This window comes from Flavobacteriaceae bacterium GSB9 (assembly GCA_022749295.1).
Lineage (GTDB): Bacteria > Bacteroidota > Bacteroidia > Flavobacteriales > Flavobacteriaceae > Flavisericum.
In genome coordinates, this window is sequence record CP062007.1 from 2,251,837 (window position 1) to 2,277,187 (window position 25,351).

General features: G+C 36.2%; 18 protein-coding genes. 10 read left to right on the forward strand and 8 right to left on the reverse strand.

Features of this window, described 5'->3' with window-relative positions:
- The first annotated feature begins 2 nt into the window (after window positions 1-2).
- The 3 genes from GSB9_01977 to GSB9_01979 are packed head-to-tail and all read left to right on the forward strand — an operon-like array spanning window position 3 to window position 4,266.
- Window positions 3-1,922, forward strand: coding sequence for a DUF3857 and transglutaminase domain-containing protein (locus GSB9_01977; protein ID UKM65409.1), 1,920 nt, complete (start codon window positions 3-5; stop codon window positions 1,920-1,922).
- 5 nt (window positions 1,923-1,927) lie between these two features.
- Window positions 1,928-3,892: a DUF3857 domain-containing protein gene (locus tag GSB9_01978; protein ID UKM65410.1), complete on the forward strand. Its 1,965-nt coding sequence runs from the start codon at window positions 1,928-1,930 to the stop codon at window positions 3,890-3,892.
- Window positions 3,893-3,906: 14 nt separating this feature from the next.
- Window positions 3,907-4,266, forward strand: coding sequence for a YraN family protein (locus GSB9_01979; protein UKM65411.1), 360 nt, complete (start codon window positions 3,907-3,909; stop codon window positions 4,264-4,266).
- Between the two features lie 44 nt (window positions 4,267-4,310).
- Here the strand turns inward: GSB9_01979 and GSB9_01980 are convergent, their stop codons facing one another.
- The 7 genes from GSB9_01980 to GSB9_01986 form a co-directional block, all read right to left on the reverse strand.
- Window positions 4,311-5,642 carry a TlpA family protein disulfide reductase gene (locus GSB9_01980; protein UKM65412.1) on the reverse strand — a complete coding sequence of 444 codons (1,332 nt, stop codon included), beginning with the start codon at window positions 5,640-5,642 and terminating at the stop codon, window positions 4,311-4,313.
- A 35-nt stretch (window positions 5,643-5,677) separates the two neighbouring features.
- Window positions 5,678-9,025, reverse strand: a complete 3,348-nt coding sequence (mfd, locus tag GSB9_01981) for a transcription-repair coupling factor (protein UKM65413.1) — start codon at window positions 9,023-9,025, stop codon at window positions 5,678-5,680.
- Window positions 9,026-9,171: 146 nt separating this feature from the next.
- Window positions 9,172-10,617 (reverse strand): pyruvate kinase, encoded by a 1,446-nt coding sequence (gene pyk / locus GSB9_01982; GenBank protein UKM65414.1) that lies wholly within the window; start codon window positions 10,615-10,617, stop codon window positions 9,172-9,174.
- A complete protein-coding gene (locus GSB9_01983) occupies window positions 10,617-11,102 on the reverse strand; it encodes an IPExxxVDY family protein (GenBank protein UKM65415.1) in 486 nt (161 codons plus the stop codon). The genes pyk and GSB9_01983 overlap by 1 nt, the downstream gene beginning before the upstream one ends.
- Before the next feature lie 120 nt (window positions 11,103-11,222).
- Window positions 11,223-11,963 (reverse strand): ribonuclease III, encoded by a 741-nt coding sequence (gene rnc, locus GSB9_01984; protein ID UKM65416.1) that lies wholly within the window; start codon window positions 11,961-11,963, stop codon window positions 11,223-11,225.
- A gap of 7 nt (window positions 11,964-11,970) precedes the next feature.
- On the reverse strand, window positions 11,971-13,221 hold the full coding sequence (gene fabF / locus GSB9_01985; GenBank protein UKM65417.1) for a beta-ketoacyl-ACP synthase II: 1,251 nt from the start codon (window positions 13,219-13,221) through the stop codon (window positions 11,971-11,973).
- A gap of 13 nt (window positions 13,222-13,234) precedes the next feature.
- Entirely contained in the window at window positions 13,235-13,468 is a 234-nt protein-coding gene (locus GSB9_01986; protein ID UKM65418.1) for an acyl carrier protein, read from the reverse strand.
- Window positions 13,469-13,653: 185 nt separating this feature from the next.
- Between GSB9_01986 and GSB9_01987 the strand changes: the two genes are divergently transcribed.
- The 4 genes from GSB9_01987 to GSB9_01990 all read left to right on the forward strand — a co-directional run bounded on the left by GSB9_01987 (window position 13,654) and on the right by GSB9_01990 (window position 18,192).
- On the forward strand, window positions 13,654-14,241 hold the full coding sequence (locus tag GSB9_01987) for a phosphoribosylglycinamide formyltransferase (GenBank protein UKM65419.1): 588 nt from the start codon (window positions 13,654-13,656) through the stop codon (window positions 14,239-14,241).
- A gap of 149 nt (window positions 14,242-14,390) precedes the next feature.
- Complete coding sequence (locus GSB9_01988) at window positions 14,391-15,032, forward strand: ribonuclease H family protein (GenBank protein UKM65420.1); 642 nt, start codon at window positions 14,391-14,393, stop codon at window positions 15,030-15,032.
- A gap of 174 nt (window positions 15,033-15,206) precedes the next feature.
- Window positions 15,207-16,133: a PfkB family carbohydrate kinase gene (locus tag GSB9_01989; protein UKM65421.1), complete on the forward strand. Its 927-nt coding sequence runs from the start codon at window positions 15,207-15,209 to the stop codon at window positions 16,131-16,133.
- A 160-nt stretch (window positions 16,134-16,293) separates the two neighbouring features.
- Complete coding sequence (locus tag GSB9_01990) at window positions 16,294-18,192, forward strand: amidophosphoribosyltransferase (protein ID UKM65422.1); 1,899 nt, start codon at window positions 16,294-16,296, stop codon at window positions 18,190-18,192.
- A 492-nt stretch (window positions 18,193-18,684) separates the two neighbouring features.
- Here GSB9_01990 and GSB9_01991 read toward each other — a convergent pair whose 3' ends face one another.
- A complete protein-coding gene (locus GSB9_01991; GenBank protein ID UKM65423.1) occupies window positions 18,685-19,293 on the reverse strand; it encodes a superoxide dismutase in 609 nt (202 codons plus the stop codon).
- 126 nt (window positions 19,294-19,419) lie between these two features.
- On the opposite strand from GSB9_01991, the gene GSB9_01992 reads away from it, so the two are divergent.
- The 3 genes from GSB9_01992 (at window position 19,420) to GSB9_01994 (ending at window position 25,306) form a co-directional block, all read left to right on the forward strand.
- Entirely contained in the window at window positions 19,420-22,566 is a 3,147-nt protein-coding gene (locus tag GSB9_01992) for a UvrD-helicase domain-containing protein (protein UKM65424.1), read from the forward strand.
- Window positions 22,567-22,587: 21 nt separating this feature from the next.
- Window positions 22,588-23,781, forward strand: coding sequence for a glycine C-acetyltransferase (kbl, locus tag GSB9_01993; protein ID UKM65425.1), 1,194 nt, complete (start codon window positions 22,588-22,590; stop codon window positions 23,779-23,781).
- Between the two features lie 124 nt (window positions 23,782-23,905).
- A complete protein-coding gene (locus tag GSB9_01994; GenBank protein UKM65426.1) occupies window positions 23,906-25,306 on the forward strand; it encodes an OmpA family protein in 1,401 nt (466 codons plus the stop codon).
- Window positions 25,307-25,351 lie beyond the last annotated feature (45 nt).

Consider the following 25,351-nt stretch of genomic DNA (forward strand, 5'->3'; position numbering starts at 1 on the left):
GAATGCGCTTTATTTTTATTTTTATTTGTTTATCGCACTTAGGCAGTTTTGCTCAAGAATCTGCAGAATTCAATCTTTATAAAAAACTCTATCCCAATGCAAAATCGGTAAGAGTTAATCAAAACACCATGGTTACTATCAAGCTTAATTATGGTAAATTAGATATCACCCAAGAATTTTTTGAGGAAGACCTATACTTGGACGAGGGAGCGAGCTACAATGCCAAAAAAGCATTGAATTTCTCTTCATTTTTTGAGCTAGATAAGGTAGAAGCGTCTTCTTTTACTTATTCAGATGGTAAATACAAAGAATTTGAAGTAACCGATTTTAAGGAAAAAGATGAGTTAGACCACTCTTTTTACGATGACACGAAATCATTAACTTTCATTTTCCCTAATCTAAAAAAAGGGTCGAAATCTGTATTAAAATATTCCGAGAACGTTAAAAACCCACGCTTTTTGAGTCCCTTTTATTTTGGAGACTTTTCACCAATAGTTAATAATAAAGTTACAATAATAGCCGATAAAGAAATCGACCTAACTTTTAAAGCATTTAATATAGATTCTTTAAATATTGATTTCAATAAGGTTGAAAAACGCCGCACTAACATTTATACATGGGAACTAAAAAACACAGATCAATACAAATATGAGCCTAGCACTCCTACGTACAAAAAAATTCTTCCGCATATTGTACCTATCATAACCTCATATAAATCAGATGACACAAACATCCGTTTGGCCAAAAACGTATCAGATTTATACGATTGGTATTATTCATTGGTAAAAAATATAAACAATGATAAGCCAAACGAAGAACTTATAAGGCTTGTAAAAGAACTTACAGCCAATAAAACGACTGATTTAGAAAAAGTAAAATCGATATACTACTGGACCCAAAAAAATATAAAATATATTGCCTTTGAATATGCCTTAGGCGGATTTATTCCTAGAGAAGCTAACGATGTTTTCCAAAAAAAATACGGCGATTGTAAAGACAACTCCAGTATTTTATATAGCATGCTAAAGATTGCTGGCATAAAAGGAGACTTAACCTGGATAGGGACCCGAAGTATACCATACAGCTACGAAGAACTACCTACCCCTATGGTCGACAACCACATGATTTTATCATACACAAACAAAGATGGCCAAACATACTTTTTAGACGCTACTGGAAGGTATCAGTCCATAGATTACCCAACTTCGTTTATTCAGGGTAAGGAAGCATTAATTGCCAATGGAGAATCTAAGTTCGTTATAAAAAAAGTACCCGTTCTGCCAGCAATAAAAAATGCGGTTATCGATACTACAACCGTAAACCTGCTAAATGAAAATTTAGTAGGGCAATCTAAAACAGAAATTGCTGGATACAACAAGATCGACACCTTTCATTTCTTAGAAGAAAAAACCTCTGAAGAAAAAACAAAGGCCTTTTATAATACCAGATTGCAAAAAGGGAACAACAAATTTTTAATCCATTTTTTCACAGAAACCAATAAATTCGATTACGAAAAAAACTTAATCATAAATTACGATTTTACAATTAATGATTATGCTAAAAAAATGGGAGATGAAATTTATGTTAATCTAAATCTTAACAAAGATTTATCCTCACACAAAACCGAAGAAGACAGAAAAAATGCCATTGAATATGAACACACTAACTATTTTAACTACACTACTTACTTAAATATACCCAATGGTTACAAACTAAATTATTTACCAGAAAATATTAATCTCTCCAACGAATATTTAAATGCTAGCATTAATTACGAGGTGAAAAATAACAGAATTAAATACAGTCACACCTATAGCTTAAATACTATTAGCTTAAATACTAACCAACAGAAAGAAGTCAATAAACTCATTAAAAAAATAGAAAATGCCTTTAAAGAAGTTATCGTCTTAAAAAAATTATAATTCACATGCCAACATCAAAACTAACTTTCGCTCTTTTATTCCTAGTAAACATCGGCTTATCTCAAAACAAACCGTTTTATCTAGATTACACATGGAGCGAAAATCCCACCTACGAAATAGCCAACAAAACACAGGTACCGTTAATCGCCATTAAAGACAAAATAATTACAGAATTTTTCTTTCAAGAAGAAGGCTTAGTAGAGTACTTTTTAGAACATCGCGTTTTATGGTTAAACTCTGATGATAAAATAGAAGACTATAATAAAGTGTATTTACCATACACATCAAATTCTGAACTTAAAGTCAACAAAGCCCGAGTAATTAAAGAAGATGGAAAAATTATTGAATTGGATGATAGTAAAATCCTAACAGCTCAAGACGAAGAGACCGGTCGCAACTATAAGTACTTTGCCTTTGAAGGTATTGAAAAAGGAAGTTTTATAGAGTATTATTATGTCGTTAGGCGCTATCCAAGATATAAAGGCAATAAAATAACGCTGCAATCAGATTACACAAAAAACAATGTTGAGTTCGATTTATTTGCACCAAACAATTTAATATTTGATTTTAAGACCCTAAACAACACCCCAGAAATAACAAGGGACACCCTTACTAAAAATAAACGGCACTGGAACTTAAAAATCGACCAAATAGAACCACTGGAAAATGAGGAAATGTCTGCCTACAATGCATCTAAAAAAGCTGTTATTTATAAGCTAGACAGAAATACCGCCGATAATTCTAAAGACATATCTTCTTACGGCAATGTTGCACAAAACATTCATGCTTTTTATTATGGGGGATTAAAAGGAAAAACAGAGAATCTACTCAAAAAATTCATCAAAGAAGCAACAAAAGGGAAAGAACCAAACGAAGAAACACTCATAAGAAAACTTGAGTTCTTTATAAAATCGAACGTATATCTTACTGAAGATGGCAGCAGCAACTTTAAAGATTTGGATGAAGTTTTAAGCAAAAAAATCGCAAACGAAGTAGGTTTGCTAAAGCTATACATTGCATTATTTAGAACCCTGAATATAAAACACGAAATAGTTATTACCAGTAATAGAAAAGATTTAAAATTTGATAAAAACTTTGAAGCAAACAATTTTTTAACCGACTTTTTAATTTACTTCAACAAATCAAAAAAATTTCTATCTCCAACCGAGTTAAATTCAAGATATGGTTTCCCTCCCGCTTATTTAACCGATAATTATGGCCTATTCATTAAAGAGATTAAGGTAGGTGATTTTGTGTCTGGTGTAGGCGAAGTTAAATACATAAACCCAATAAAAGCAGACAAAACTGTAGATAAAATGGTTATTGATGTAAATTTTGAAAAAAATAACATTTCTAATTGTTCGGTAAAACTACACCGATCTATGGCCGGCTATTACGCCATGTATTTTCAACCCTATATTCATTTAGCAAAAGAAGAAGAAAAGCAAAAATTAATAGAGGGCTTTGCAAAAAACATCAACGAAAATATTAACGTTACACACCATGAAGTTATAAACGATGACCCTGAATTATTTGGCATCAAACCTATTGAGTTTATAATAGATTTTAACACCGAAGCATTGGTTGAAAAGGCAGGAAAAAAATATCTGGTAAAAGTTGGTGATTTAATTGGTAGGCAAATGCAACTATATCAAGAAAAAGAACGAGTTCTTCCTGTAGAGAATGAATTTACAAAGAGTTACTACAGAAAAATTAACATAAAAATACCTGAGGGCTACAAAGTTGCTAATCTAGATGATATTAACATTAAAAATTCATTTACAGAAAATGAAGAGGAAACGCTTATTTTCCATTCATATTTCAAACTTAACGATAATCTACTAACCATTACTGCAGACGAGCATTACAGAGAAAACATAATAGAAAAAGAGCATTACGAAGACTATAGAACCGTAATAAATAGCGCCGCTGATTTTAACAAACTAGTTCTTGTGTTCGAACCAATATAAACGGCTAATTATTAATGGCACAACACAACCAACTCGGTAAAAAAGGCGAACAACTGGCAGTAGATTTTCTATTGAAAAACGATTATGATATTATAGAACGCAATTACCGTTTTGACAAAGCCGAGGTGGATATTATCGCCCGAAAAAATGAAACTTTGGCCATTATTGAAGTGAAAACCCGTTCAACTACCGATTTTGGAAATCCTCAAGATTTTGTAAAACCTAAACAAATTCAACGGTTAGTTAAGGCCGTTAACGAATATGTTACTGTTAAGGCATTGGATGTGGAAGTACGGTTTGATATTATTGCCATCGTAAAGCAAGGTAAAAGCTTCTACATTGAGCATTTGGAGAACGCTTTTTACCATTTTTGAAAATGAGTGCGAGATACTGAAACAAGTTCAGAATGACGAAAAATCTAATCTTCACTTTCAAAAAACGCTTTTAAATCTTCAAATGTCAACGGTTTTTCAGCGATTTCCTTTTTTTCATTCAATATAAAGTAGGTTGGGGTTGCCGTTACACCGTATTGATTTCCTATTTCGTTATCCCATTTTCCGCCGCCATAAACATGAATAAAATTAGGGAGCTTTAAGATTATTTCTTTCCACTTTGTTGGGTCGTCTTCCAAAGCCACGGCAACTACTTTTACCAAGCCTTTTTCTTTCGATTTAACAAAATCTGACAATTGTGGAATTTCTTCTAAACAATGTGGACATGTGCTATTCCAGAATACAATAATATAGTTTTTGGCTAACTTTAATTCACTCAATTTCTTGCTCACCAAAGTTCCATTTTCTTTTACTTTAACATTGAAATCGGGTGCTGGGCTTCCAATAGATATGTCCCTGAACAGAATTAAGGTGTGCAATAGTTTTTGATCGTTCAATTCTACAGCAATATCCATCAAATAGTTTTCAGCAATATGGTTGGCGACTTCTTCATGCCCTAAATCGGCCATTTGCTGCCATAAATCGACCAACAAAATACGCTTTACTTTTATTGGAGCCGCTTTCATTTTGCTGCAAAACACATCAATGTTGTCCTTGTAGGTTTCAACATCATCTTTGGTATTAGAAGACATCCCAAAAACGAAATTCAACATTTTTTCTAGCAACAAACTTGAACTTTGTAACGTTTTATTTGTAAAATCTATATGGTCAAAATAATGGGTTTCCAACTTATTTATATAGGTTTCTACATCCAATGCCTTTTTAGGGATAAAAGGCTTGTTCGCCTTTATAAACTCTAGTGCAATAGTTCCTTTGGCCGCTTTTTCATAATTTAGTTGGGTTTCCTTTTGAGTTTTAAATATGGCCTTTAGCGCCATTGTATCTTTGCTATGCTGACCGTAATAATTACCAATACTTTGCGTTACCAAAGACATGCTGTTAGTGTAGGAAGACAGCAGTTTGTTTTCTGTAGATTTTATGAAATCTACTCCTGTTTCGGCATTAAAGGTAAGTTCAATATTTTCTTTTCCGTTATAGATAATATCAAAATTATAGTCTTCTTGAGGAATGGCATAAACCAAGCGGTAAACACCTTTTTTAGCCGTAGAATCCAATTTGAACTCAAACCAACCTTCTTCTTTAATTTCCGAATTGCCAATATACTCTGAAACGGTAGGTGTTACCTTGTACAAAAGGGCAACTTCATAATCTCCTGGAGGAGAAAACACGCCTTTAATAGTATGTTGCCCCCAAATAAAACATGGAAGTAAAACTGCTAAATAGAATAATCGTTTCAAATCATTAATTAATTTATGCTGTTAAAAAACAATAATCAGGCCACAATAGGCTGTAACGCCTCTAAAACTTGCTTTACTGTTTTAATGTTATCAAAAGTAAGCAATAAACGCAACCCGTTTCTTGTTTGCTTCTCTTTCATTTTGCAAACATTAGAGTGTGTTTGCACAAACTGCAACACCTTAGTAAAATTTTTGCTTTGGTAAAAACTGCTCTGTTGGTCGTTAATAAAATAACCTATTAGCTTACCCTTTTTCATAACCACTTTTTCAATCCCGATTTTGGTGGCCAACCACTTTATTTGGACACTATTTAACAAATTGGTCACTTGTTCTGGCAAAGCTCCAAAACGGTCTATCAAATCCTTTTCGAAAGTTTGTAATTCGGCTTCGGTTGTTAGATTATTTAACTGTGTGTATAAATTTAAACGTTCGGTAATGTTATTGATATAGCTATCTGGAAATAAGAGTTCGAAATCGGAATCTATAGTAACATCTTTTACGTAAACCTTGTTATCTTCAGGTTCGTTGTACAGATCTTTAAACTCAGTTTCCTTAAGCTCTTCTATGGCTTCATTTAATATTTTCTGATAGGTATCAAACCCAATTTCATTTATAAATCCACTTTGTTCACCTCCTAATAAATCGCCAGCACCACGGATTTCAAGGTCTTTCATAGCAATATTAAAACCACTACCCAATTCGGTAAATTGCTCTAGTGCGGTAATACGTTTTCGGGCATCATCGGTCATTGCCGAATATTCGGGCGTAATAAAATAACAAAACGCTTTTTTGTTGCTACGCCCTACTCGACCACGCATTTGGTGCAAATCGCTCAAACCAAAATTATTGGCATTATTAATAAAAATAGTATTGGCGTTGGGCACATCTAAACCACTTTCAACAATGGTGGTACTTACCAGAACATCAAAAGCACCGTCCATAAATTGCAACATAAGCTGCTCTAATTTTTTGCCTTCCATTTGGCCATGGCCAATACCTATTTTAGCATCGGGAACCAAACGCTGAATCATTCCGGCAACTTCTTTTATGTTTTCAATCCTGTTGTGGATAAAGAAAACTTGTCCGCCACGTTCAATTTCGTAGCTCACTGCATCGCGGATAGCCTCTTCATTAAACCTGATAACATGGCTCTCAATAGGGTAACGGTTAGGTGGCGGCGTTGTAATAACCGATAAATCTCGCGCTGCCATTAAACTAAATTGAAGCGTTCGGGGAATAGGAGTCGCGGTAAGTGTTAACACATCGACATTCTCCTTTAAGGTTTTTAATTTTTCCTTTACGGCTACGCCAAATTTTTGTTCTTCATCAACAATTAAAAGTCCTAAATCCTTAAATTTTACATTTTTGTTAACGAGTTGATGTGTACCAATTATAATATCAACTTTCCCTTCTCCCAAGGCTTCCAATGTTTCTCGTTTTTCTTTTGCTGTCCTAAAACGGTTCAGGTAATCGACTGTAACCGGAAAATCTTTCAAACGCCCTTTAAACGTTCTGTAATGCTGATAAGCTAAAATGGTAGTCGGAACTAAAATGGCAACTTGTTTACCATTATCTACCGCCTTGAATGCCGCCCGAATAGCGACTTCGGTTTTTCCAAAGCCCACATCGCCACATACTAACCGGTCCATAGGGCGTTCGCTTTCCATATCGGCTTTTATATCGGCCGTTGCCATACTTTGGTCTGGTGTGTCTTCGTAAATAAAAGAAGCCTCCAATTCGTGCTGCATATAGCTATCTGGATTGTATTGATACCCTTTTTCGGTTTTACGTTTGGCGTAAAGTTTTATAAGATTAAAAGCCACATGCTTTACGCGCGCTTTTGTTTTTTGCTTGAGGGTTTTCCACGTCTTACTGCCCAGTTTATAAATCTTTGGCGGTTTGCCATCCTTACCATTAAACTTGGTGATTTTGTGCAGCGAATGAATGCTTAAATACAATACGTCACGCTCGCCATAAATCAACTTTATGGCTTCCTGTTTTTTGCCTTCAACATCTATTTTCTGAAGTCCACCAAAACGACCAATACCATAATCGATATGGGTTACATAATCGCCGATATCTAGATTGGTAAGCTCTTTTAAGGTAATAGCTTGCTTTTTAGCATAACCATTTTTGAGGTGAAATTTATGATAACGCTCAAAAATTTGATGGTCGGTGTAGCACACTATTTTGGCATCATGATCTATAAAACCTTGATGCAATGATAATATAGCAGTATTATATGGGCGTACCTCTAGGTTAGAATCATCAAAAATATCATGAAAACGCTTAGCCTGTTGTTCACTAACGCAAGCGATATAATTGGTGTAACCTTTGTTATGGTTTTTGTTTAAATCTTCAATTAGCAGATTAAATTGCTTATTGAATGTGGGCTGTGGCGTTGTGCTGAATGCAATAACGCTATTAGGTGTTTTATTGTAAACAGAAGACGTACCAAACTCCAAGATTGAAAAATCCAAAAGCTGTTTTTTAAGCAATGCCGAATCGCAAAATAGCTCGTTGGGTTTGGCATGCTTTAAATCGGACGACAGTTCCTTAAAAGCCGTCTCGGCCTTTTCATAAAAATCATCAATACGAGAAAACAACAAATCGGCATTTTTTAAGCAAACCACCGTTTTTTGAGCAATATATTTCAAAAAACTCTGTCGTTTTTCCTCTATCAACTTATTGGCTACATTGGCAATAATGTTTATCTTCTTTATCTGCTCAATGGACAGCTGGGATTCTACATCAAAAGTACGAATACTATCCACCTCATCGCCAAAAAACTCAATACGGTAAGGCTCATCATTAGAAAATGAAAATACATCGACAATACCCCCACGCACTGAAAACTCCCCGGGTTCGGTAACAAAATCGACACGCTTAAACTGATACTCAAAAAGGACTTCATTTACAAACTCGATGGATACTTTATCGTTTACAGAAACTTTTAGTGTATTTCGCTCAAGCTCTCTTCGCGTAACCACCTGCTCGAAAAGTGCATCGGGGTAGGTAACAATTATTGCAGGATTTTTTTGCGAGTTTATACGGTTCAAAACCTCTGCACGAAGTAGCACATTGGCGTTATCGGTTTCTTCGATATCATAAGGCCTTCGATAGCTTCCTGGATAAAAAAGCACATTCTTTTCGTCACAGAGTTGCTCGAGATCGTTCAAGTAATGGGCCGCTTCTTCTTTATCATTAAACACCATTAAAAATGGCTTTTCAATTTCTTTAAAAACGTTTGAAATGACAAAAGACAGCGATGATCCTACAAGATTTTTTAAATGAGTTTTCGATTCGGTTTGGGCAATAGCTTTTTGCAGTTTTTGCGTTTGCAAAAGCTGTGCATAGGTTTGCGAGAGGGTAGATTTACTCACCTAATTTTTTGTTTTGAGGTGCAAATATAAGCTTTCGAGTTATTTTTTTCAATTACGGCTTGAATTCTAAAAATGCTAAAAATAAAAACGCACTACAATATGTAGCGCGTTTTGTTTTAAAATATGTTTTTCATTGTTTCAAAGCACTATACATTACAGGTTTCTATCTCGGTAACACGTAATGTGTTTACCATACCTTTAGCTTGAATTGGCATGGCCGCTAAACTTATTACCATATCGCCTACATCTAAATACCCTTGCTTACATGCAATGGCATTTACATCTTCAATGGTTTCATCGGTACTCACAAACTTATCGTAATAAAAAGCACGAACACCCCAAAGTAAACTTAATCTTGTTAAAATACGCTTATTTGAAGTAAACACTAAAATATGACATGACGGTCTCCATGCCGATATTTGAAATGCTGTATAACCACTATTTGTTAGGGTTGAAATAGCCTGAGCACTAATCTCGTTCGCCATATTGGCGGCATGATAACAAATCGATTTTGTAATGTAACGATTGGTTCGAATGTGCGGTGGCAATTGTGGCACTTTAATCAATTCTGAATTTTCCACACTTCTTAGTATGTCAGACATTTTTTTAATAACCTGCACTGGATATTTACCCACCGAAGTTTCTCCAGACAGCATTACGGCATCTGCGCCGTCCATTACCGAATTGGCCACATCGTTTACCTCGGCACGTGTAGGTGTTAAGCTGGAAATCATGGTTTCCATCATTTGTGTGGCGATAATTACTGGAATTCTGGCTTTTTTGGCACGCAATACAAGTTCTTTTTGGATAAGCGGCACCTCTTGTGCTGGCACCTCAACTCCTAAATCTCCACGAGCCACCATTAAACCATCACAGTAGGCTACAATTTTATCAATATTTTCAACTGCTTCAGGTTTTTCAATCTTGGCCACGATAGGTATTTTGTGGTCACTGTGCTGGTTGATTAAATCGCGTAATTGCATTAAATCTTCGGCATGACGAACAAAAGAAAGTGCTATCCAATCAACATCCTGTTTTATTGCAAAAATGGCATCCTCGATATCCTTTTCGGTTAATGCCGGTTGTGAAATATTGGTATTTGGAAGGTTTACCCCTTTTTTCGATTTTAATGGGCCACCTTGAATAACTTTGGCTTTTACTTCTGATTTTTTGTCTGTTGAAACGACTTCAAAAATTAGTTTACCATCATCCAAAAGAATACGCTCTCCAGGTTTTGCATCTTGTGGAAATCTATCGTAAGTCATATATACCCGCTCTTTGGTACCTTCAAAGCGTTCTCCTGTTGCAAAAGTTATTTCGTCACCAGGGTTTACAACTACTTCTTCCTTCATAACACCCACACGAAGTTTTGGACCTTGTAAGTCGGCCAAAATGGCCGCAGTGAATCCGTACTCATCATTAAGTTCGCGTATCATATCGATACGCTCCTTTACATCATCATAATTGGCATGCGAAAAATTAATTCTAAATACGTTTACGCCCTCTTCGAGCATCCCTTTTAACACTTCTTTTGTACTTGTAGCTGGGCCTAGGGTTGCCACTATCTTGGTTTTTTTCTGTGCTGCTGACATTAGTTAAAAATTAAATGGTCTTTAGACTTCAATTGACCAGAATCGATACTGTAAGCTGTAGCAATTTGTGGTATTTTTAAAATGGTATCTAAAATATATTTTTCTTTACCGTACCCCAAATCACCATCTATCTTCAAAAAATAATTTACAGTTTTATGTTCTGGCAACAAATGATAGGTCTTTATTATATTTTCTTCATTGTCGAATAACGACTTTTGATTGGTTGGTTGAACTTCCTCTAATTTGCAAATGTTTGAAACCAAACTCCATGTTATTAGCTGCTTTAAATCTTCCCATTCATAAATTGAATATGATGCTTTTCCGTTTATAATATCAATGTCCTTAAGTTTTCTAGCAAGCGAAACTCCTAAGTTCTTGTTTAAAAGGTAGGCCAATCGATAATCTTCTAACCGGCAATGTATGGCAACAAGTGTAAATACCGAATCATCAAAAGCATCATCAAGGACAAGTTTGTGAACAGCCATAACACATTTAAAAATTTCGTAAATATAATATTTATAAAATTGTATTGTATTAAGTAATCGCTAATCTTACCAAGAAAAACAACTAAAACGTTATAGTAGGGAGATGACGAAAGAAATTACCTAAATCATTTTAGACATTTTACTTTGAAACGCAAAAAAGGCGCGTTTTGAGGCTTTTTCTTCAGCCTTTTTCTTTGATGTGGCCCTGGCTTTGGCCACTACTTTATCGTCTATGGATAATTTAACCGAAAAGTGTCTTACATCATCATTTCCAGTATCTTCATAAACATTGTAACCAAAGGTTTTCTTTTCTTTTTGACACCATTCTATCAATAAACTTTTGTAGCTTATTACCTTGCCTTCAAGTTTTTCTATATCTACGTATGGAATAATAACCCGTTTATAGATAAATTTTTCACAATATTTATACCCACGATCTAAAAATATGGCACCTACCAAAGCTTCAAATAAATTGCCGTGTATATTGTCACCAAACTGACCTGGTGGAATTTTACTTTTTACTAAATCGATTAGCTTAAGGTCTCTACCCAGTTCGTTTAAATGCTCCCGGCTAACTATCTTAGAGCGCATTTTTGTTAAATACCCTTCATCGCCGCTAGGCGCTTCAACATATAAATGAGAAGCGATTACCGAACTAAGCATGGCATCACCCAAAAATTCAAGCCGTTCGTAATTAAAGGGGTTACCCTCTTCATCTTTTATGTTCATTGAACGATGGGTGAAGGCTTTTTTATAGTATCTAATTTTTTTGGGCTTGAACCCTAAAACTTTACTTATATCCACAAAAAAATTCCCGTTGCGTTTAAAACGGGAATTTAATATGTTACGAATGTTTTTCATTCGGGATTTAGTCTATTTTCTTGAACAATACACAAGCGTTATGTCCGCCAAATCCAAATGTATTGCTCATTGCTACTTTTACGTCGCGCTTTTGGGCCTTGTTTAAGGTTAAATTTAATTCTGGGTCAATGTTTTCATCTACATGTTCATGGTTAATGGTTGGCGGTACTACACCGTTTTCCATAGCCAAGATAGTAGAGATTGCTTCAATAGCTCCGGCTGCACCAAGTAGGTGCCCCGTCATTGATTTTGTTGAATTTATATTTATATTTTTTGCGTGACTGCCAAATACTTCTGAAATTGCTTTGAGTTCGGCCACATCACCTAAAGGTGTTGATGTACCATGTGTATTAATATGATCTACATCTTCTGGGTTTAAACCTGCGTTCTCTAAACAATTTTTCATTACTGCTATAACACCTATTCCATCGGGATGAGGTGCTGTCATGTGGTGTGCATCAGAAGACAAACCGCCTCCAATAAACTCCGCATAGATTTTTGCCCCTCTGGCTTTGGCATGCTCGTACTCTTCTAGAACTAAAGCTCCAGCACCTTCTCCTAACACAAAACCATCTCTGGTTGCATCAAACGGACGAGAAGCTGTTTCTGGACTTTCGTTCCTTGTTGATAACGCGTGCATGGCATTAAAACCACCCATACCTGCAATGGTAACCGCCGCTTCACTCCCTCCTGTTACTACTACATCGGTGTGCCCTAAACGTATTGAGTTTAATGCATCGAACATAGCATTGGCAGAAGAGGCACAAGCCGAAACTGTTGTATAATTTGGCCCCATAAAACCATGTTTTATAGAGATGTTTCCGGGTGCTATATCAGCAATCATCTTTGGAATAAAGAAAGGGTTGAATCTTGGAGTACCGTCGCCTGCGGCAAAATTCATCACCTCATTTTGAAACGTTTCCAATCCTCCAATACCGGCTCCCCAAATAACACCAACACGTAATTTGTTTACCTCATCTAGATTTAGTTTGGCATCGGCAATAGCTTCGTCTGCAGCCACCATGGCATATTGAGCAAACTTGTCCATTTTCCGTGCTTCTTTCCTATCAATAAAATCGGTAACATTAAAGTTTTTTAATTCGCAAGCGAATTTTGTTTTAAACTTTTCGGTGTCATAATATGTTATAGGCGCAGCACCGCTTTTACCACTAACCAAGCCTTCCCAATATTCGTCTTTGGTATTGCCAATAGGTGTTAAAGCCCCTAATCCTGTGACTACAACTCGCTTTAATTCCATAAAAGTATTTTGCTTATTTTGCTTCTTCTATATAAGATATAGCTTGACCAACTGTTGCGATATTTTCTGCTTGGTCATCAGGAATTTGGATATCGAATTCTTTTTCGAACTCCATGATTAATTCTACAGTATCCAATGAGTCTGCTCCTAAATCGTTAGTGAAGCTGGCTTCAGTTACTACTTCGTTTTCATCAACTCCTAATTTGTCCACGATAATCGCTTTTACTCTTGATGCAATGTCTGACATAATCTTTTAATTTTAAGTTTTAATTAGTTGGCAAAAATAAAAAACTTTATTTTAAAACACACTTTTACTTTAAAAATGTGTCCGTAATTTACTAAAATTACTTTTAAGTATTTATATTTTCCTTTCTAATTGTTAATAATTATTCTTTTTTTTGTTCGAATAATCATAATACTATAGTCTGTAAAATGAAACGTATTGTAATTTTTGCGTCCGGAAGTGGATCTAATGCTGAAAATTTAGTAAGGTTTTTTCACAACAGCGATAATGCATCTGTTATTCAAATACTTACTAACAATCCTTATGCCAAAGTATTAGATCGGGCAAAAAAACTAAAAGTTAGTGCGCTGTCGTTCAACATAATAGCACTTTCAAAGACCGATGATGTACTGAACATTTTAAGAGCTTCAAACCCAGACTTGATTGTTTTAGCTGGCTTTTTATGGAAGTTTCCTGAGTTTATTCTGGATGAGTTCCCTAACAAAGTGATTAACGTGCACCCCGCTTTATTGCCAAAATTTGGTGGAAAGGGCATGTACGGGATGCATGTTCACAAGGCTGTAGTCGAAAACAAAGAAACCGAAACAGGCATTACCATACATTATGTAAACGAAAATTATGATGAAGGTGCCGTTATTTTTCAAGCCAAATGCGAAGTGCTTCCTACCGATACCGCTGATGATGTCGCTGCTAAAATACATGAATTGGAAATGGAACATTTTCCAAAGGTGGTTGACGAAATACTAAACAAGCAAATTCCAAATTCTAAATTCTAAATAATTAATTAGCTTGTCACGCTGAGCATTGGTTGAAAAGAAAATATATTTTCTTTGAAAGTACCTTACAAAGCAAGTCGAAGCGTTTTAACAAGGTAAAATGAAAAGCCTTAAATTAATGAGATTCCCTCCTTTGCAGGAATGACATAATGAGTAAAAAGAAAAAGAAATACTATACCGTTTGGAAAGGCCATAAAACCGGCGTGTTTGAGTCTTGGACCGACTGCAAAGCCCAAATAAACAATTTCGACGGTGCTATTTACAAATCCTTCCCCACTTTCGATGCTGCCAAAACAGCATTAAAAGGCAATTATAAAGACTATATTGGCAAAAACAAAAGCTTTAAAAGTGAGCTTTCGGCAGAACAACTAAAAAAAATTGGCCAACCCAATTACAATTCTATCTCGGTTGACGCAGCCTCTTCAGGCAATCCGGGCAAAATGGAATACCGCGGTGTAGATACCAAAACCAAAAAACAATTGTTTATTCAAGGCCCGTTTGAAGAAGGCACCAATAACATAGGTGAGTTTTTGGCTATTGTGCACGGCTTGGCTTTATTGAAAAAAAATAATAGCGACCGCATTATATATACCGATTCGCGCACCGCAATGAGCTGGGTAAAAAAGAAAAACTGCAACACCAAATTAGAGCGTAACAATAAAAACAAAGCTCTATTTGAATTGGTAGACCGTGCCTTAGACTGGCTAAAAACCAACAGTTACAATACCGTAATAGTTAAATGGGAAACCAAAGCTTGGGGCGAAATCCCCGCCGATTTTGGCAGGAAGTAATTAATAACCTAACTTCATAAAAAAATTGAGGGAAGCAAAAAAGCAAAATCCCTCAATTTAGAATTAATAATAGCATTTGTACTCTTAAGACACACGATATTATAAAAAGTCACATGTCGAGAAAAATAATCTTTAAAAAGAATTATATTTGCAAAAAAAACCACGAGACCTTTAATGGGTAAATTAGTTATAGTTGGTACGGTAGCCTTTGATGCTATTGAAACACCTTTCGGAAAGACAGATAAAATATTAGGCGGTGCCGCCACATACATTGGTTTGGCAGCCTCTCATTTTGATGTAGATGCTGCAGCCGTTTCGGTTGTAGGAGGCGATTTTCCACAAGAATATTTAGATTTATTATCCAATAAAAACATCAACATTTCGGGCGTAGAAATTATAAAGGATGGTAAAACCTTCTTTTGGAGCGGCCGTTACCACAACGATATGAACTCGCGCGATACGCTTGCAACAGAACTAAACACCCTTGCAGATTTTAACCCCGTTGTTCCAGAACATTATAAAGATGCTGAAGTGGTTATGTTAGGAAACCTGCATCCACTCGTCCAATCTAGTGTTTTAGACCAAATGGAGTCAAAACCTAAAATGGTCATTTTAGACACCATGAATTTCTGGATGGATTGTGCGCTAAATGATTTACTCAATGTTATAAAACGTGTTGATGTTATCACCATAAACGATGAAGAAGCTCGACAGCTAACTGGAGAATACTCATTAGTTGTGGCCGCCAGAAAAATCCATGAAATGGGTCCAAAATACGTGGTAATCAAAAAAGGTGAGCACGGTGCATTGTTGTTCCATGACGAGCATGTGTTTTTCGCACCTGCGCTCCCGCTCGAAGAAGTATTTGATCCCACTGGTGCTGGCGACACCTTTGCAGGCGGTTTTGCAGGATATATTGCTAAAACTAACGACATGTCTTTTGAAAACATGAAAAATGCAGTTATTTATGGATCAACATTAGCTTCGTTTTGTGTTGAAAAGTTTGGCACTGAACGCATGCAAAACTTATCGCACAGCGAGGTCCATAAACGACTGTTGCAGTTTAAGCAATTAACACAATTTGAAATTGAATTAACATAACCCAACGCGCCCAAAAACAGGGTGCGTTTTTAATTGAATACTATTTCCCTTTAGTTTTGCCAAGGGAAATAAATAAAAGCAGTTCGGCGAAACCACAATAACCAAAGGGTTCGACGGATTGAAATAAATTTTTTGAGCAAAGCGAAAATATTTATCAACTATGAGTGATGCTATAAAACACGAGTGTGGAATTGCCGTAATTAGGCTTTTGAAACCTTTGGAATATTACAAAGAAAAATACGGTAGTGCATTTTATGGGGTAAACAAAATGTACCTCATGATGGAAAAACAGCACAATCGTGGTCAAGATGGCGCTGGTTTTGCCAGCATAAAACTAAACACAAAACCGGGCGAACGCTACATAAGCCGAGTTCGGTCGGTAGCGCAACAGCCTATACAAGATATATTCGGACAAATTAACGACAGGATAAACAAAGCATTTGAAGACCACCCAGAATATAAAGATGATGTTGAAGCCCAAAAAAGAAACATTCCCTACATTGGCGAGGTTTTACTTGGGCACGTGCGCTATGGTACCTTCGGAAAGAACAGTGTAGAAAGTGTGCATCCGTTTTTAAGACAAAACAACTGGATGCACAGAAACCTCATTATGGCTGGAAACTTTAACATGACAAATGTTAAAGAACTGTTTTCAAATCTTATTGAATTGGGGCAGCACCCAAAAGAATATACCGATACCATTACCATAATGGAAAAAATTGGGCATTTCTTGGACGATGCCGTAAGCAAGGTTTATAAAGACCTTAAAAAGGAAGGCTACAATAAAAGAGAGGCTTCTCCACTCATTGCCGAACGCTTAAAAGTGGGTAAAATTTTAAAACGTGCCGCAAAAAATTGGGATGGTGGTTATGCCATGGCTGGCCTTATTGGGCATGGCGACTCTTTTGTATTGAGAGACCCAGCAGGTATTCGTCCAGCTTATTACTATAAAGACGACGAAGTGGTTGTAGTGGCTTCAGAGCGCCCTGTTATTCAAACAGTTTTCAACGTAAAGTTTGAAGATATTAAAGAGTTAGAACCTGGTCAAGCCATAATAACAAAAAAATCGGGCGAGGTAAGATTAAAGCAAATTCTAAAACCTTTAGAAAGAAAATCTTGTTCTTTTGAGCGCATTTATTTCTCCAGAGGAAGTGATGCCGAAATCTACCAAGAACGCAAAATGCTTGGTAAGTTATTAATGCCAAAAGTACTCGAGGCCATTAACAACGACACAAAAAACACTGTTTTTTCCTATATTCCAAATACTGCCGAAACATCATTTTTTGGCATGATTGAAACGGCAGAAGCGTTTATAAACAAAACCAAAACGGCAAAGATTTTAAACGGGCAACGTTCCCTTTCTGCAGAAAAGGTTACCGAGATACTCTCCGAACGTACAAGAATTGAAAAAATAGCCATTAAGGATGTAAAATTAAGAACCTTCATTACCGAAGACAGTAGTCGTGATGATTTGGTAGCTCACGTTTACGACATCACTTATGGAGTAATTAAACCAAACGATAACCTTGTAATTATTGACGACAGTATTGTTCGCGGAACTACTTTGAAGAAGAGTATCCTGAAAATGTTGGACCGCCTTAACCCTAAAAAAATAATTGTGGTTTCTTCGGCCCCTCAAATTAGATATCCCGACTGTTATGGTATTGACATGGCGCGACTGGAAGATTTAATTGCGTTTAGGGCGGCTTTAGAACTGCTTGAAGAATCAGGAAAATACCATATTGTTAAGGATGTATATAAAAAATGCATCGAACAAACCGATCTGGACGATAAACACGTTCAAAACTTTGTAAAAGAAATTTACGATCCTTTTACCGCTGAGGAAATATCGAATAAAATATCGGAACTATTAAGCGACGAATCGATAAATGCCGAGGTTAAAATTATTTTCCAATCTGTTGAAAACCTTCATAAAGCCTGCCCTGAGCATTTGGGAGACTGGTATTTTACAGGCAATTACCCAACTGTAGGCGGCAATAGAGTCGTTAACCGTGCATTCATTAACTTTTACGAAGGTAACAAAGAACGTGCCTATTAATTACGATATCAATAATTTTACTGTGGATAAACCACAGATTATGCATTTAATCTTAAAAATATGTATTTCGTCTAAAAAATGTTCACGTTATCGAAAATACACATAAATTCGTATCACCATAACATAAGTAGGTTAAGTTCATGGTAGATTTGGGGCAAAAAAAGGTGAACATCTTGTTCGCCTTTTTTTATGCGTTTTTCCTAAACTAAAGCATTTCTCTCCTAATGCACATCCACCCCCCCAAAAACAACTACATTTCGTTTAAGCCAATATTTACGTCGTTTAACTAATATATTTCAACAAACACAACAATCGACATATATTTGAATCACCATAACATAAGTAGGTTAAGTTTATGGTAGATTTGGGGCAAAAAGGTGAACATTCGTTCACCTTTTTCATTTTATACAATTTCCTTTATCTGGTCCTGAAATAAAAAAGCCCAGAGAAATCTTCCCCGAGCTTTTTTAAAATGTTTAAATTTGAATCTACTTACTTCGCTTCAGCGTAACGTTTTTCAACTTCATTCCAGTTAATTACGTTAAAAAATGCCTTTATGTAGTCTGGACGACGGTTTTGGTAGTTTAAATAATAAGCATGTTCCCAAACATCAAGTCCTAAAATTGGAGTTCCTCCACAACCAACACCTGGCATTAGTGGGTTATCTTGGTTTGGTGAAGAACAAACTTCAACTTTTCCACCTTTGTGTACGCACAACCAAGCCCAACCAGAACCGAAACGCGTGGCTGCTGCCTTACTGAACGCCTCGATAAAAGCGTCTTTAGAGCCATAAGCCGCTTCAATAGCATCTTTTAATTCTCCAGACAAGTAACCTCTATCTTCTGGGTTCATTACAGTCCAAAACAACGAGTGGTTGTAAAAGCCACCACCATTATTTCTAACAGCACCATTGTTCATATCTAAGTTTGTAAGGAGATCTTCAATAGATTTTCCTTCTAATCCGGTGCCTTCAATAGCAGCATTAAGGTTATTGGTGTATCCTTGATGGTGTTTTGTATGGTGTATTTCCATAGTGCGCGCATCAATATGCGGCTCTAAAGCATCATAATTGTATCCTAATTTCGGTAATTCGAAAGCCATAATTTTTTGTTTTATGTTATTAATATTTAATTTCTTTCAAATTTACACATAAAACGGCTCAATAAAAAATAATAAATTGTTATGAAACCATTGATAGTTTTTATCTTGTAAAACAAACAAAAACGAATGCCAAAAGAATTCCCGTTCACAATATATAATGCCTCGGCCGGAAGCGGCAAAACCTATACGCTGGTAAAGGAATATTTGAAGATTTTATTGGCCTCGAACAGTCCTTTTGAGTTTAGAAGAATTTTGGCCATAACCTTTACCAACAAGGCGGTTGCCGAAATGAAGGAGCGCGTTGTTGAAACCTTAAAGACGTTTTCTGAAGAAAAGATTTTAACGACCAATAACAGCATGTTTGAAACCTTATGCAAGGAGTTGAAAACAGAACCCCAAGTACTACATAAAAAATCTGGAAAATTATTAAATACCATTTTGCATAACTATGCCGCATTCGATATCTCTACAATCGATGGTTTTACCCATAAAATCATCCGAACCTTTGCCCACGACCTGAAACTACCTTTAAATTTTGAGGTTGAACTAGACCAAAACGCTTTACTTATAGAAGCGGTAGACAGCTTAATTGCTAGGGCTGGCACGAATAGCGACCTCACAAAGGTTTTGGTAGATTTTGCCATTGAAAAAGCTGACGACGACAAAAGTTGGGACGTATCGCTAGATTTCAACAACATAGCCAAGTTATTAGTCAACGAAAACGACAGACCGTTTATAGAAACACTTCAGGATAAAACCTTAGCTGATTTTAAAGCTCTAAAAACGCAATTGCAAAAGGATATTGTTGACACCGAAAGTGCTATTGTCAACGAAGCAAAAAAGGTATTGACTTTAATTGAAGAAGCTGGTTTGGAGTTTAAAGACTTTAAAAGAAGTACTTTACCGAATCATTTTGTAAAAGCAAAAAAACTTGACTTTAACAGATTATACGACAACAAACTAGAAGAAAACATTTCTGAAAGAAAAGATATTTACAACAAAACATTAAACGAGAATTTAGCGAGCACAATTGATGCCCTTCTTCCTAATATTGAAATAGCGTTTAAAACATTAAAAAAACTGGTATTCCACCATAAATTTTTAAAATCGTTTTACAAAAACATTACGCCGCTTTCGGTTTTAAATGCTATAAACAAAGAGTTGATTACCCTAAAGGAAGTACAAAACAAAATGCTTATTTCAGAATTCAATTCCATTATTAACAACGAAATTAAAGAACAACCCACACCATTTATTTACGAAAGGATTGGAGAAAAATTCAAACATTATTTTATCGATGAATTTCAAGATACTTCGATAGTGCAATGGGAAAACTTAGTTCCGCTGTTAAACAATTCTTTGTCTTCAGAAAATGGGAGCGCCATGTTGGTTGGCGATGCCAAACAGGCCATTTACCGTTGGCGCGGTGGAAAGGCAGAACAGTTTATCGGGTTATTTGACGAAGATGGTAAAAACAATCCGTTTTATGTGAAAAAAGACGTTAAGAATCTTCCGGCCAATTACCGGAGTTTTAAAGAGGTTGTTAACTTCAATAACGGCCTTTTTAAATACTTAGCCAAGCAAGTTTTTGATAACGAAGCCTACAGTGACTTATACAATAACGCCCAACAGGACATTACCAAAAAACACGAAGGTTATGTAGAATTATCGTTTTTGGATATCGGCAAAGACGATGATAGAAATGAAATTTTCACGTCACATACACTAAAAACAATAAAAAAATGCCTTGAAAACGGCTTCGCCCTTAACGACATCTGTGTTTTGGTTAGAAACAAAAAAGATGGTGTTTCAATAGCGAACCACCTTAGCCAAAACAATATCCCTATTATTTCTTCTGAAACATTGCTTTTAAATAATGCCCCCGAGGTTGCCTTTATTAATGATGTTTTAGGGCTTTTGATGCAACCCAAAAACAACGAAATAAAAATTAGGGTTTTATACTTTTTGGCTACTCATTTTAATATTGAAGAAAAGCACGATTTCTTTTCGCAGCACCTCAATTTATCGATTTCAGAATTATTCAAGCAACTAGAAGCCTTCCAGATTCGCGCAAACCCCAAAAATTTATTGCAATTGCCCATTTACGATTTGGCAGAAACCATCGTTAGAACCTTTGGCCTAGCTAAAACCGCAAATGCCTATGTGCAGTTTTATTTAGATGTGGTTCTAGAATTTTCACAGAAAAAAGGTTCAGATATATCTGATTTTCTAATCTATTTTGAAAAAAAGAAAGACGACCTAAGTATTGTTTCGCCTTTGGGACAAGATGCCGTTCAAATTATGACTATTCATAAATCTAAGGGCCTGGAGTTTCCTGTCGTGATTTTCCCGTATGCCGATTTAGAAATTTACCGCGAAAAAGAGGCTAAAGAATGGTTTGCAATAAACCCAGAAAAATACAACGGTTTTAACTACACGCTGTTAAACTATAATCAAGATTTTGAGTTTTTTAACGAAGAAGGACTGCGCCTGTACAACAAACACCAAGCCGAACTGGAGCTCGACAATATCAACCTATTGTACGTTGCCTTAACGCGTGCCGAAGAACAACTCTTTATTATTTCACAAAAAGAAACTATAAAAAAAGAGGGTGCAAAACTGAAAAAATATTCCGAATTTCTAATAAGCTACCTGCAACACTTGGGTATCTGGCAAGATTCCAAAACCTCATATACGTTCGGAAGCCCTAAAAAAACTGAAACCACTACCAAAAAAATCCAAAAGAGCACAAACTACCAAGAGGATTTTATTTCATCTGCAAGAGATGATCACAATATTAAAGTGGTTACCAAATCAAGTTTCCTTTGGGACACCGCTCAAAAAGAAGCTATTGAAAAAGGAAACCTTATTCACGATATCATGGCTCAAATCAAAACCATAGCCGATGTTGATTTTGTGATTAACGACTTTTTTAGCACATCGGTTATAAACAGCGAACAAGCAAGACACCTAAAAGAAACCATTAGCGGGATTATTGAACACCCTAAACTTTCAGAGTATTTCACAACAGCCTACAAAACCTATAATGAGCGCGATATTATTACACAAAATGGCATTATCCTTAGACCCGATAAAGTAGCCATAAATTCAAAAAACGAAAGTATTATTATTGATTACAAAACGGGAGCTGAAGACAAGAAACATACTCAGCAACTTCAACTTTATCAAGACGTTTTAGAAGATATGGGCTTCAAGGTCAATAAGAAAATCTTAGTGTACATAAATGAGGATTTAAATGTAAAAGATGTTTAAATTTGCACAAAACGCAACAAAATGTACGGAAAACTGAAAAATCATCTAAAATCAGAACTCAAAGACATTAAAAATAATGGACTTTACAAAGAGGAACGGATTATCGCATCGGCACAAGGTGCCGAAATAACCCTGAGCACGGGCGAAACGGTTTTAAACTTTTGCGCAAACAATTACTTAGGGCTTTCGTCGCATCCCGAAGTTATCCAAGCAGCAAAAGATACGATGGACACCCACGGCTTTGGAATGAGTTCGGTTAGGTTTATTTGTGGCACACAGGATATTCACAAAACTCTAGAACAGAAAATAGCCGATTTTTATCAAACCGAAGATACCATATTATATGCTGCAGCCTTTGATGCCAATGGCGGCGTTTTTGAACCGCTTTTAGGTAAAGAAGATGCCATTATATCCGATTCGCTAAACCATGCTTCTATTATAGACGGCGTACGTTTGTGCAAAGCTGCACGCTATCGCTATCAAAATGGCAATATGGAAGGTTTAGAGCAACAGCTTATACAAGCTAATAAAGATGGAGCACGTTTTAAAATTGTTGTTACCGATGGCGTATTTTCAATGGATGGCCTATTAGCACCATTAGACAAAATTTGCGACTTAGCTGAAAAACACGAGGCTTTGGTAATGGTAGACGAGTGCCATGCCGCAGGATTCATTGGAAAATCCGGCCGCGGTACACTCGAAGAAAAAAATGTTTTAAACCGTGTCGATATCATCACGGGAACCCTTGGAAAAGCTCTTGGTGGCGCTATGGGGGGCTACACCACTGGAAAAAAAGAAATTATCGACATGCTTCGTCAGCGCTCAAGGCCCTATCTGTTTTCTAACTCGTTAGCACCGGCCATAGTTGGAGCTTCAATAAAGGTCTTTGATATGCTCTCCAACAACACAGAACTTCGCGATACTTTACAATGGAATACAAGTTATTTCAAGAAAGGCTTAAAAGAAGCTGGTTTTGATATCATTGATGGCGATTCGGCCATTGTTCCTGTAATGCTTTACGACGCTAAACTATCCCAAACCATGGCAAATATGCTTTTAAACGAAGGTATTTATGTTATAGGTTTCTTTTTCCCCGTAGTTCCCAAAGAAAAAGCAAGAATTCGAGTGCAACTCTCTGCGTCGCATACCAAATCCCATTTAGATAAGGCTATTGATGCATTTAATAAAGTAGGTAAAGCTCTAAAAATTATATAAATTCATTTTTGAACTATCGATGAATGGGCTAATTGTAGTATTTTTTTATATATTTGTCTTTGTTAATAATATTTAACAACTTACTTTTGTTCACAATTAACACTTAAAAATTAAACTTTTGAATATGAAAAATCTTAGCAGATTATTGTTCGCTATGTTGCTTGTACTTGGTTTTAGCAACGTAAATGCGCAAGACGAAAACAATCCTTGGCAAATCACCATAGGAGCTAATGCGGTAGATGCCTTCCCTTCTGGAGATGGTGTTGTAGGCGATGCTTACTTAGGTAGTGGGTTAGGTGATGAATTTTTTAACGCCAGTGACCACTGGAATATTTTGCCTTCATTATCGACTATTTCTGTTTCAAAGTACTTGAACAGTGGTTTTTCTTTTGGCATTACCGGTTCATTAAATAAAATTGAAAACTGGGGAGACAAAGCTGGAATACCTGGAAGCGCTCCAGAAGAAGTAAACAAAGTTGATGACTGGTCTTACTACGGTGTAGATGGTACTATTAAATATAACTTTTTACAAGGCACTACCCTTGACCCTTACTTAGGTGTTGGTGGTGGTTACACTTGGGTTGACGAAATTGGAGCTGGAACTTTAAACGGAACCTTAGGTTTAAACGTTTGGTTTAGCGACAACGTAGGTTTAACTCTGCAAACTGCTTACAAACATGCGTTTGAAGATTACCTACAAACACATTTTCAACATACTGCAGGTATCTCTATTAAATTTGGAGGAACCGATACAGATGGTGATGGTATTTACGACAAAGATGATGCTTGTCCAGATGTTGCTGGTTTAGAAGCTTTCAATGGTTGCCCAGATTCTGACGGTGACGGTATTGAAGATAGCAAAGACGACTGTCCTAACGAAGCTGGTTTAGCTGAGCTTAATGGTTGCCCAGATGCTGACGGCGATGGTGTTGCTGACAACAAAGATAACTGTCCAACAGTTGCTGGTTTAGCTGCTTTAGCTGGTTGCCCAGATGCTGACGGCGATGGTGTAACTGATGCTGACGATAAATGTCCTAACGAAGCTGGTCCTTCTGCTAACGACGGATGCCCATGGCCAGATACTGATGGAGACAGCGTTTTAGATAAAGATGATAAATGTCCTGAAGTAAAAGGCACTGTTGCTAACGACGGTTGTCCTGAAGTTACTGTTGAAGTACAAAAAACACTTAATGAGTACGCTAAAACTATCTTGTTCGATACTGGTAAAGCAACTATCAAAAAACAATCAGAAGAAGTTTTAGCTGATATTATCAAAATATTAAACGAATATCCAAACTCTAAGTTTACAGTTGAAGGACACACTGACAGTGTTGGTAGTGAAAAACTAAACCAAGGTCTTTCTGAAAAAAGAGCCCTTTCTGTAAAAGAATACTTAGTTGAAAACGGAGTTGATGCATTTAGACTTTCTGCTCTTGGTTATGGAGAATCTAAACCAATAGACACCAACAAAACTAGAGCTGGTAGAGCTAATAACAGACGTGTTGAAATTAACTTAGCTAAATAAGCTTGGATTAATTTTTAAACAATTAGTTAAAAAACGCTTCGGAAA

Excerpts from the sequence above, each read along its gene's own strand:
- GSB9_01977 (UKM65409.1), top strand. The coding sequence starts at position 3 with ATGCGCTTTATTTTTATTTTTATTTGTTTATCGCACTTAGGCAGTTTT.
- GSB9_01978 (UKM65410.1), top strand. The coding sequence starts at position 1,928 with ATGCCAACATCAAAACTAACTTTCGCTCTTTTATTCCTAGTAAACATC.
- GSB9_01979 (UKM65411.1), top strand. The coding sequence starts at position 3,907 with ATGGCACAACACAACCAACTCGGTAAAAAAGGCGAACAACTGGCAGTA.
- pyk (UKM65414.1), bottom strand. The coding sequence starts at position 10,617 with ATGTCAGCAGCACAGAAAAAAACCAAGATAGTGGCAACCCTAGGCCCA.
- GSB9_01983 (UKM65415.1), bottom strand. The coding sequence starts at position 11,102 with ATGGCTGTTCACAAACTTGTCCTTGATGATGCTTTTGATGATTCGGTA.
- rnc (UKM65416.1), bottom strand. The coding sequence starts at position 11,963 with ATGAAAAACATTCGTAACATATTAAATTCCCGTTTTAAACGCAACGGG.
- fabF (UKM65417.1), bottom strand. The coding sequence starts at position 13,221 with ATGGAATTAAAGCGAGTTGTAGTCACAGGATTAGGGGCTTTAACACCT.
- GSB9_01986 (UKM65418.1), bottom strand. The coding sequence starts at position 13,468 with ATGTCAGACATTGCATCAAGAGTAAAAGCGATTATCGTGGACAAATTA.
- GSB9_01987 (UKM65419.1), top strand. The coding sequence starts at position 13,654 with ATGAAACGTATTGTAATTTTTGCGTCCGGAAGTGGATCTAATGCTGAA.
- GSB9_01988 (UKM65420.1), top strand. The coding sequence starts at position 14,391 with ATGAGTAAAAAGAAAAAGAAATACTATACCGTTTGGAAAGGCCATAAA.
- GSB9_01989 (UKM65421.1), top strand. The coding sequence starts at position 15,207 with ATGGGTAAATTAGTTATAGTTGGTACGGTAGCCTTTGATGCTATTGAA.
- GSB9_01990 (UKM65422.1), top strand. The coding sequence starts at position 16,294 with ATGAGTGATGCTATAAAACACGAGTGTGGAATTGCCGTAATTAGGCTT.
- GSB9_01991 (UKM65423.1), bottom strand. The coding sequence starts at position 19,293 with ATGGCTTTCGAATTACCGAAATTAGGATACAATTATGATGCTTTAGAG.
- GSB9_01992 (UKM65424.1), top strand. The coding sequence starts at position 19,420 with ATGCCAAAAGAATTCCCGTTCACAATATATAATGCCTCGGCCGGAAGC.
- kbl (UKM65425.1), top strand. The coding sequence starts at position 22,588 with ATGTACGGAAAACTGAAAAATCATCTAAAATCAGAACTCAAAGACATT.
- GSB9_01994 (UKM65426.1), top strand. The coding sequence starts at position 23,906 with ATGAAAAATCTTAGCAGATTATTGTTCGCTATGTTGCTTGTACTTGGT.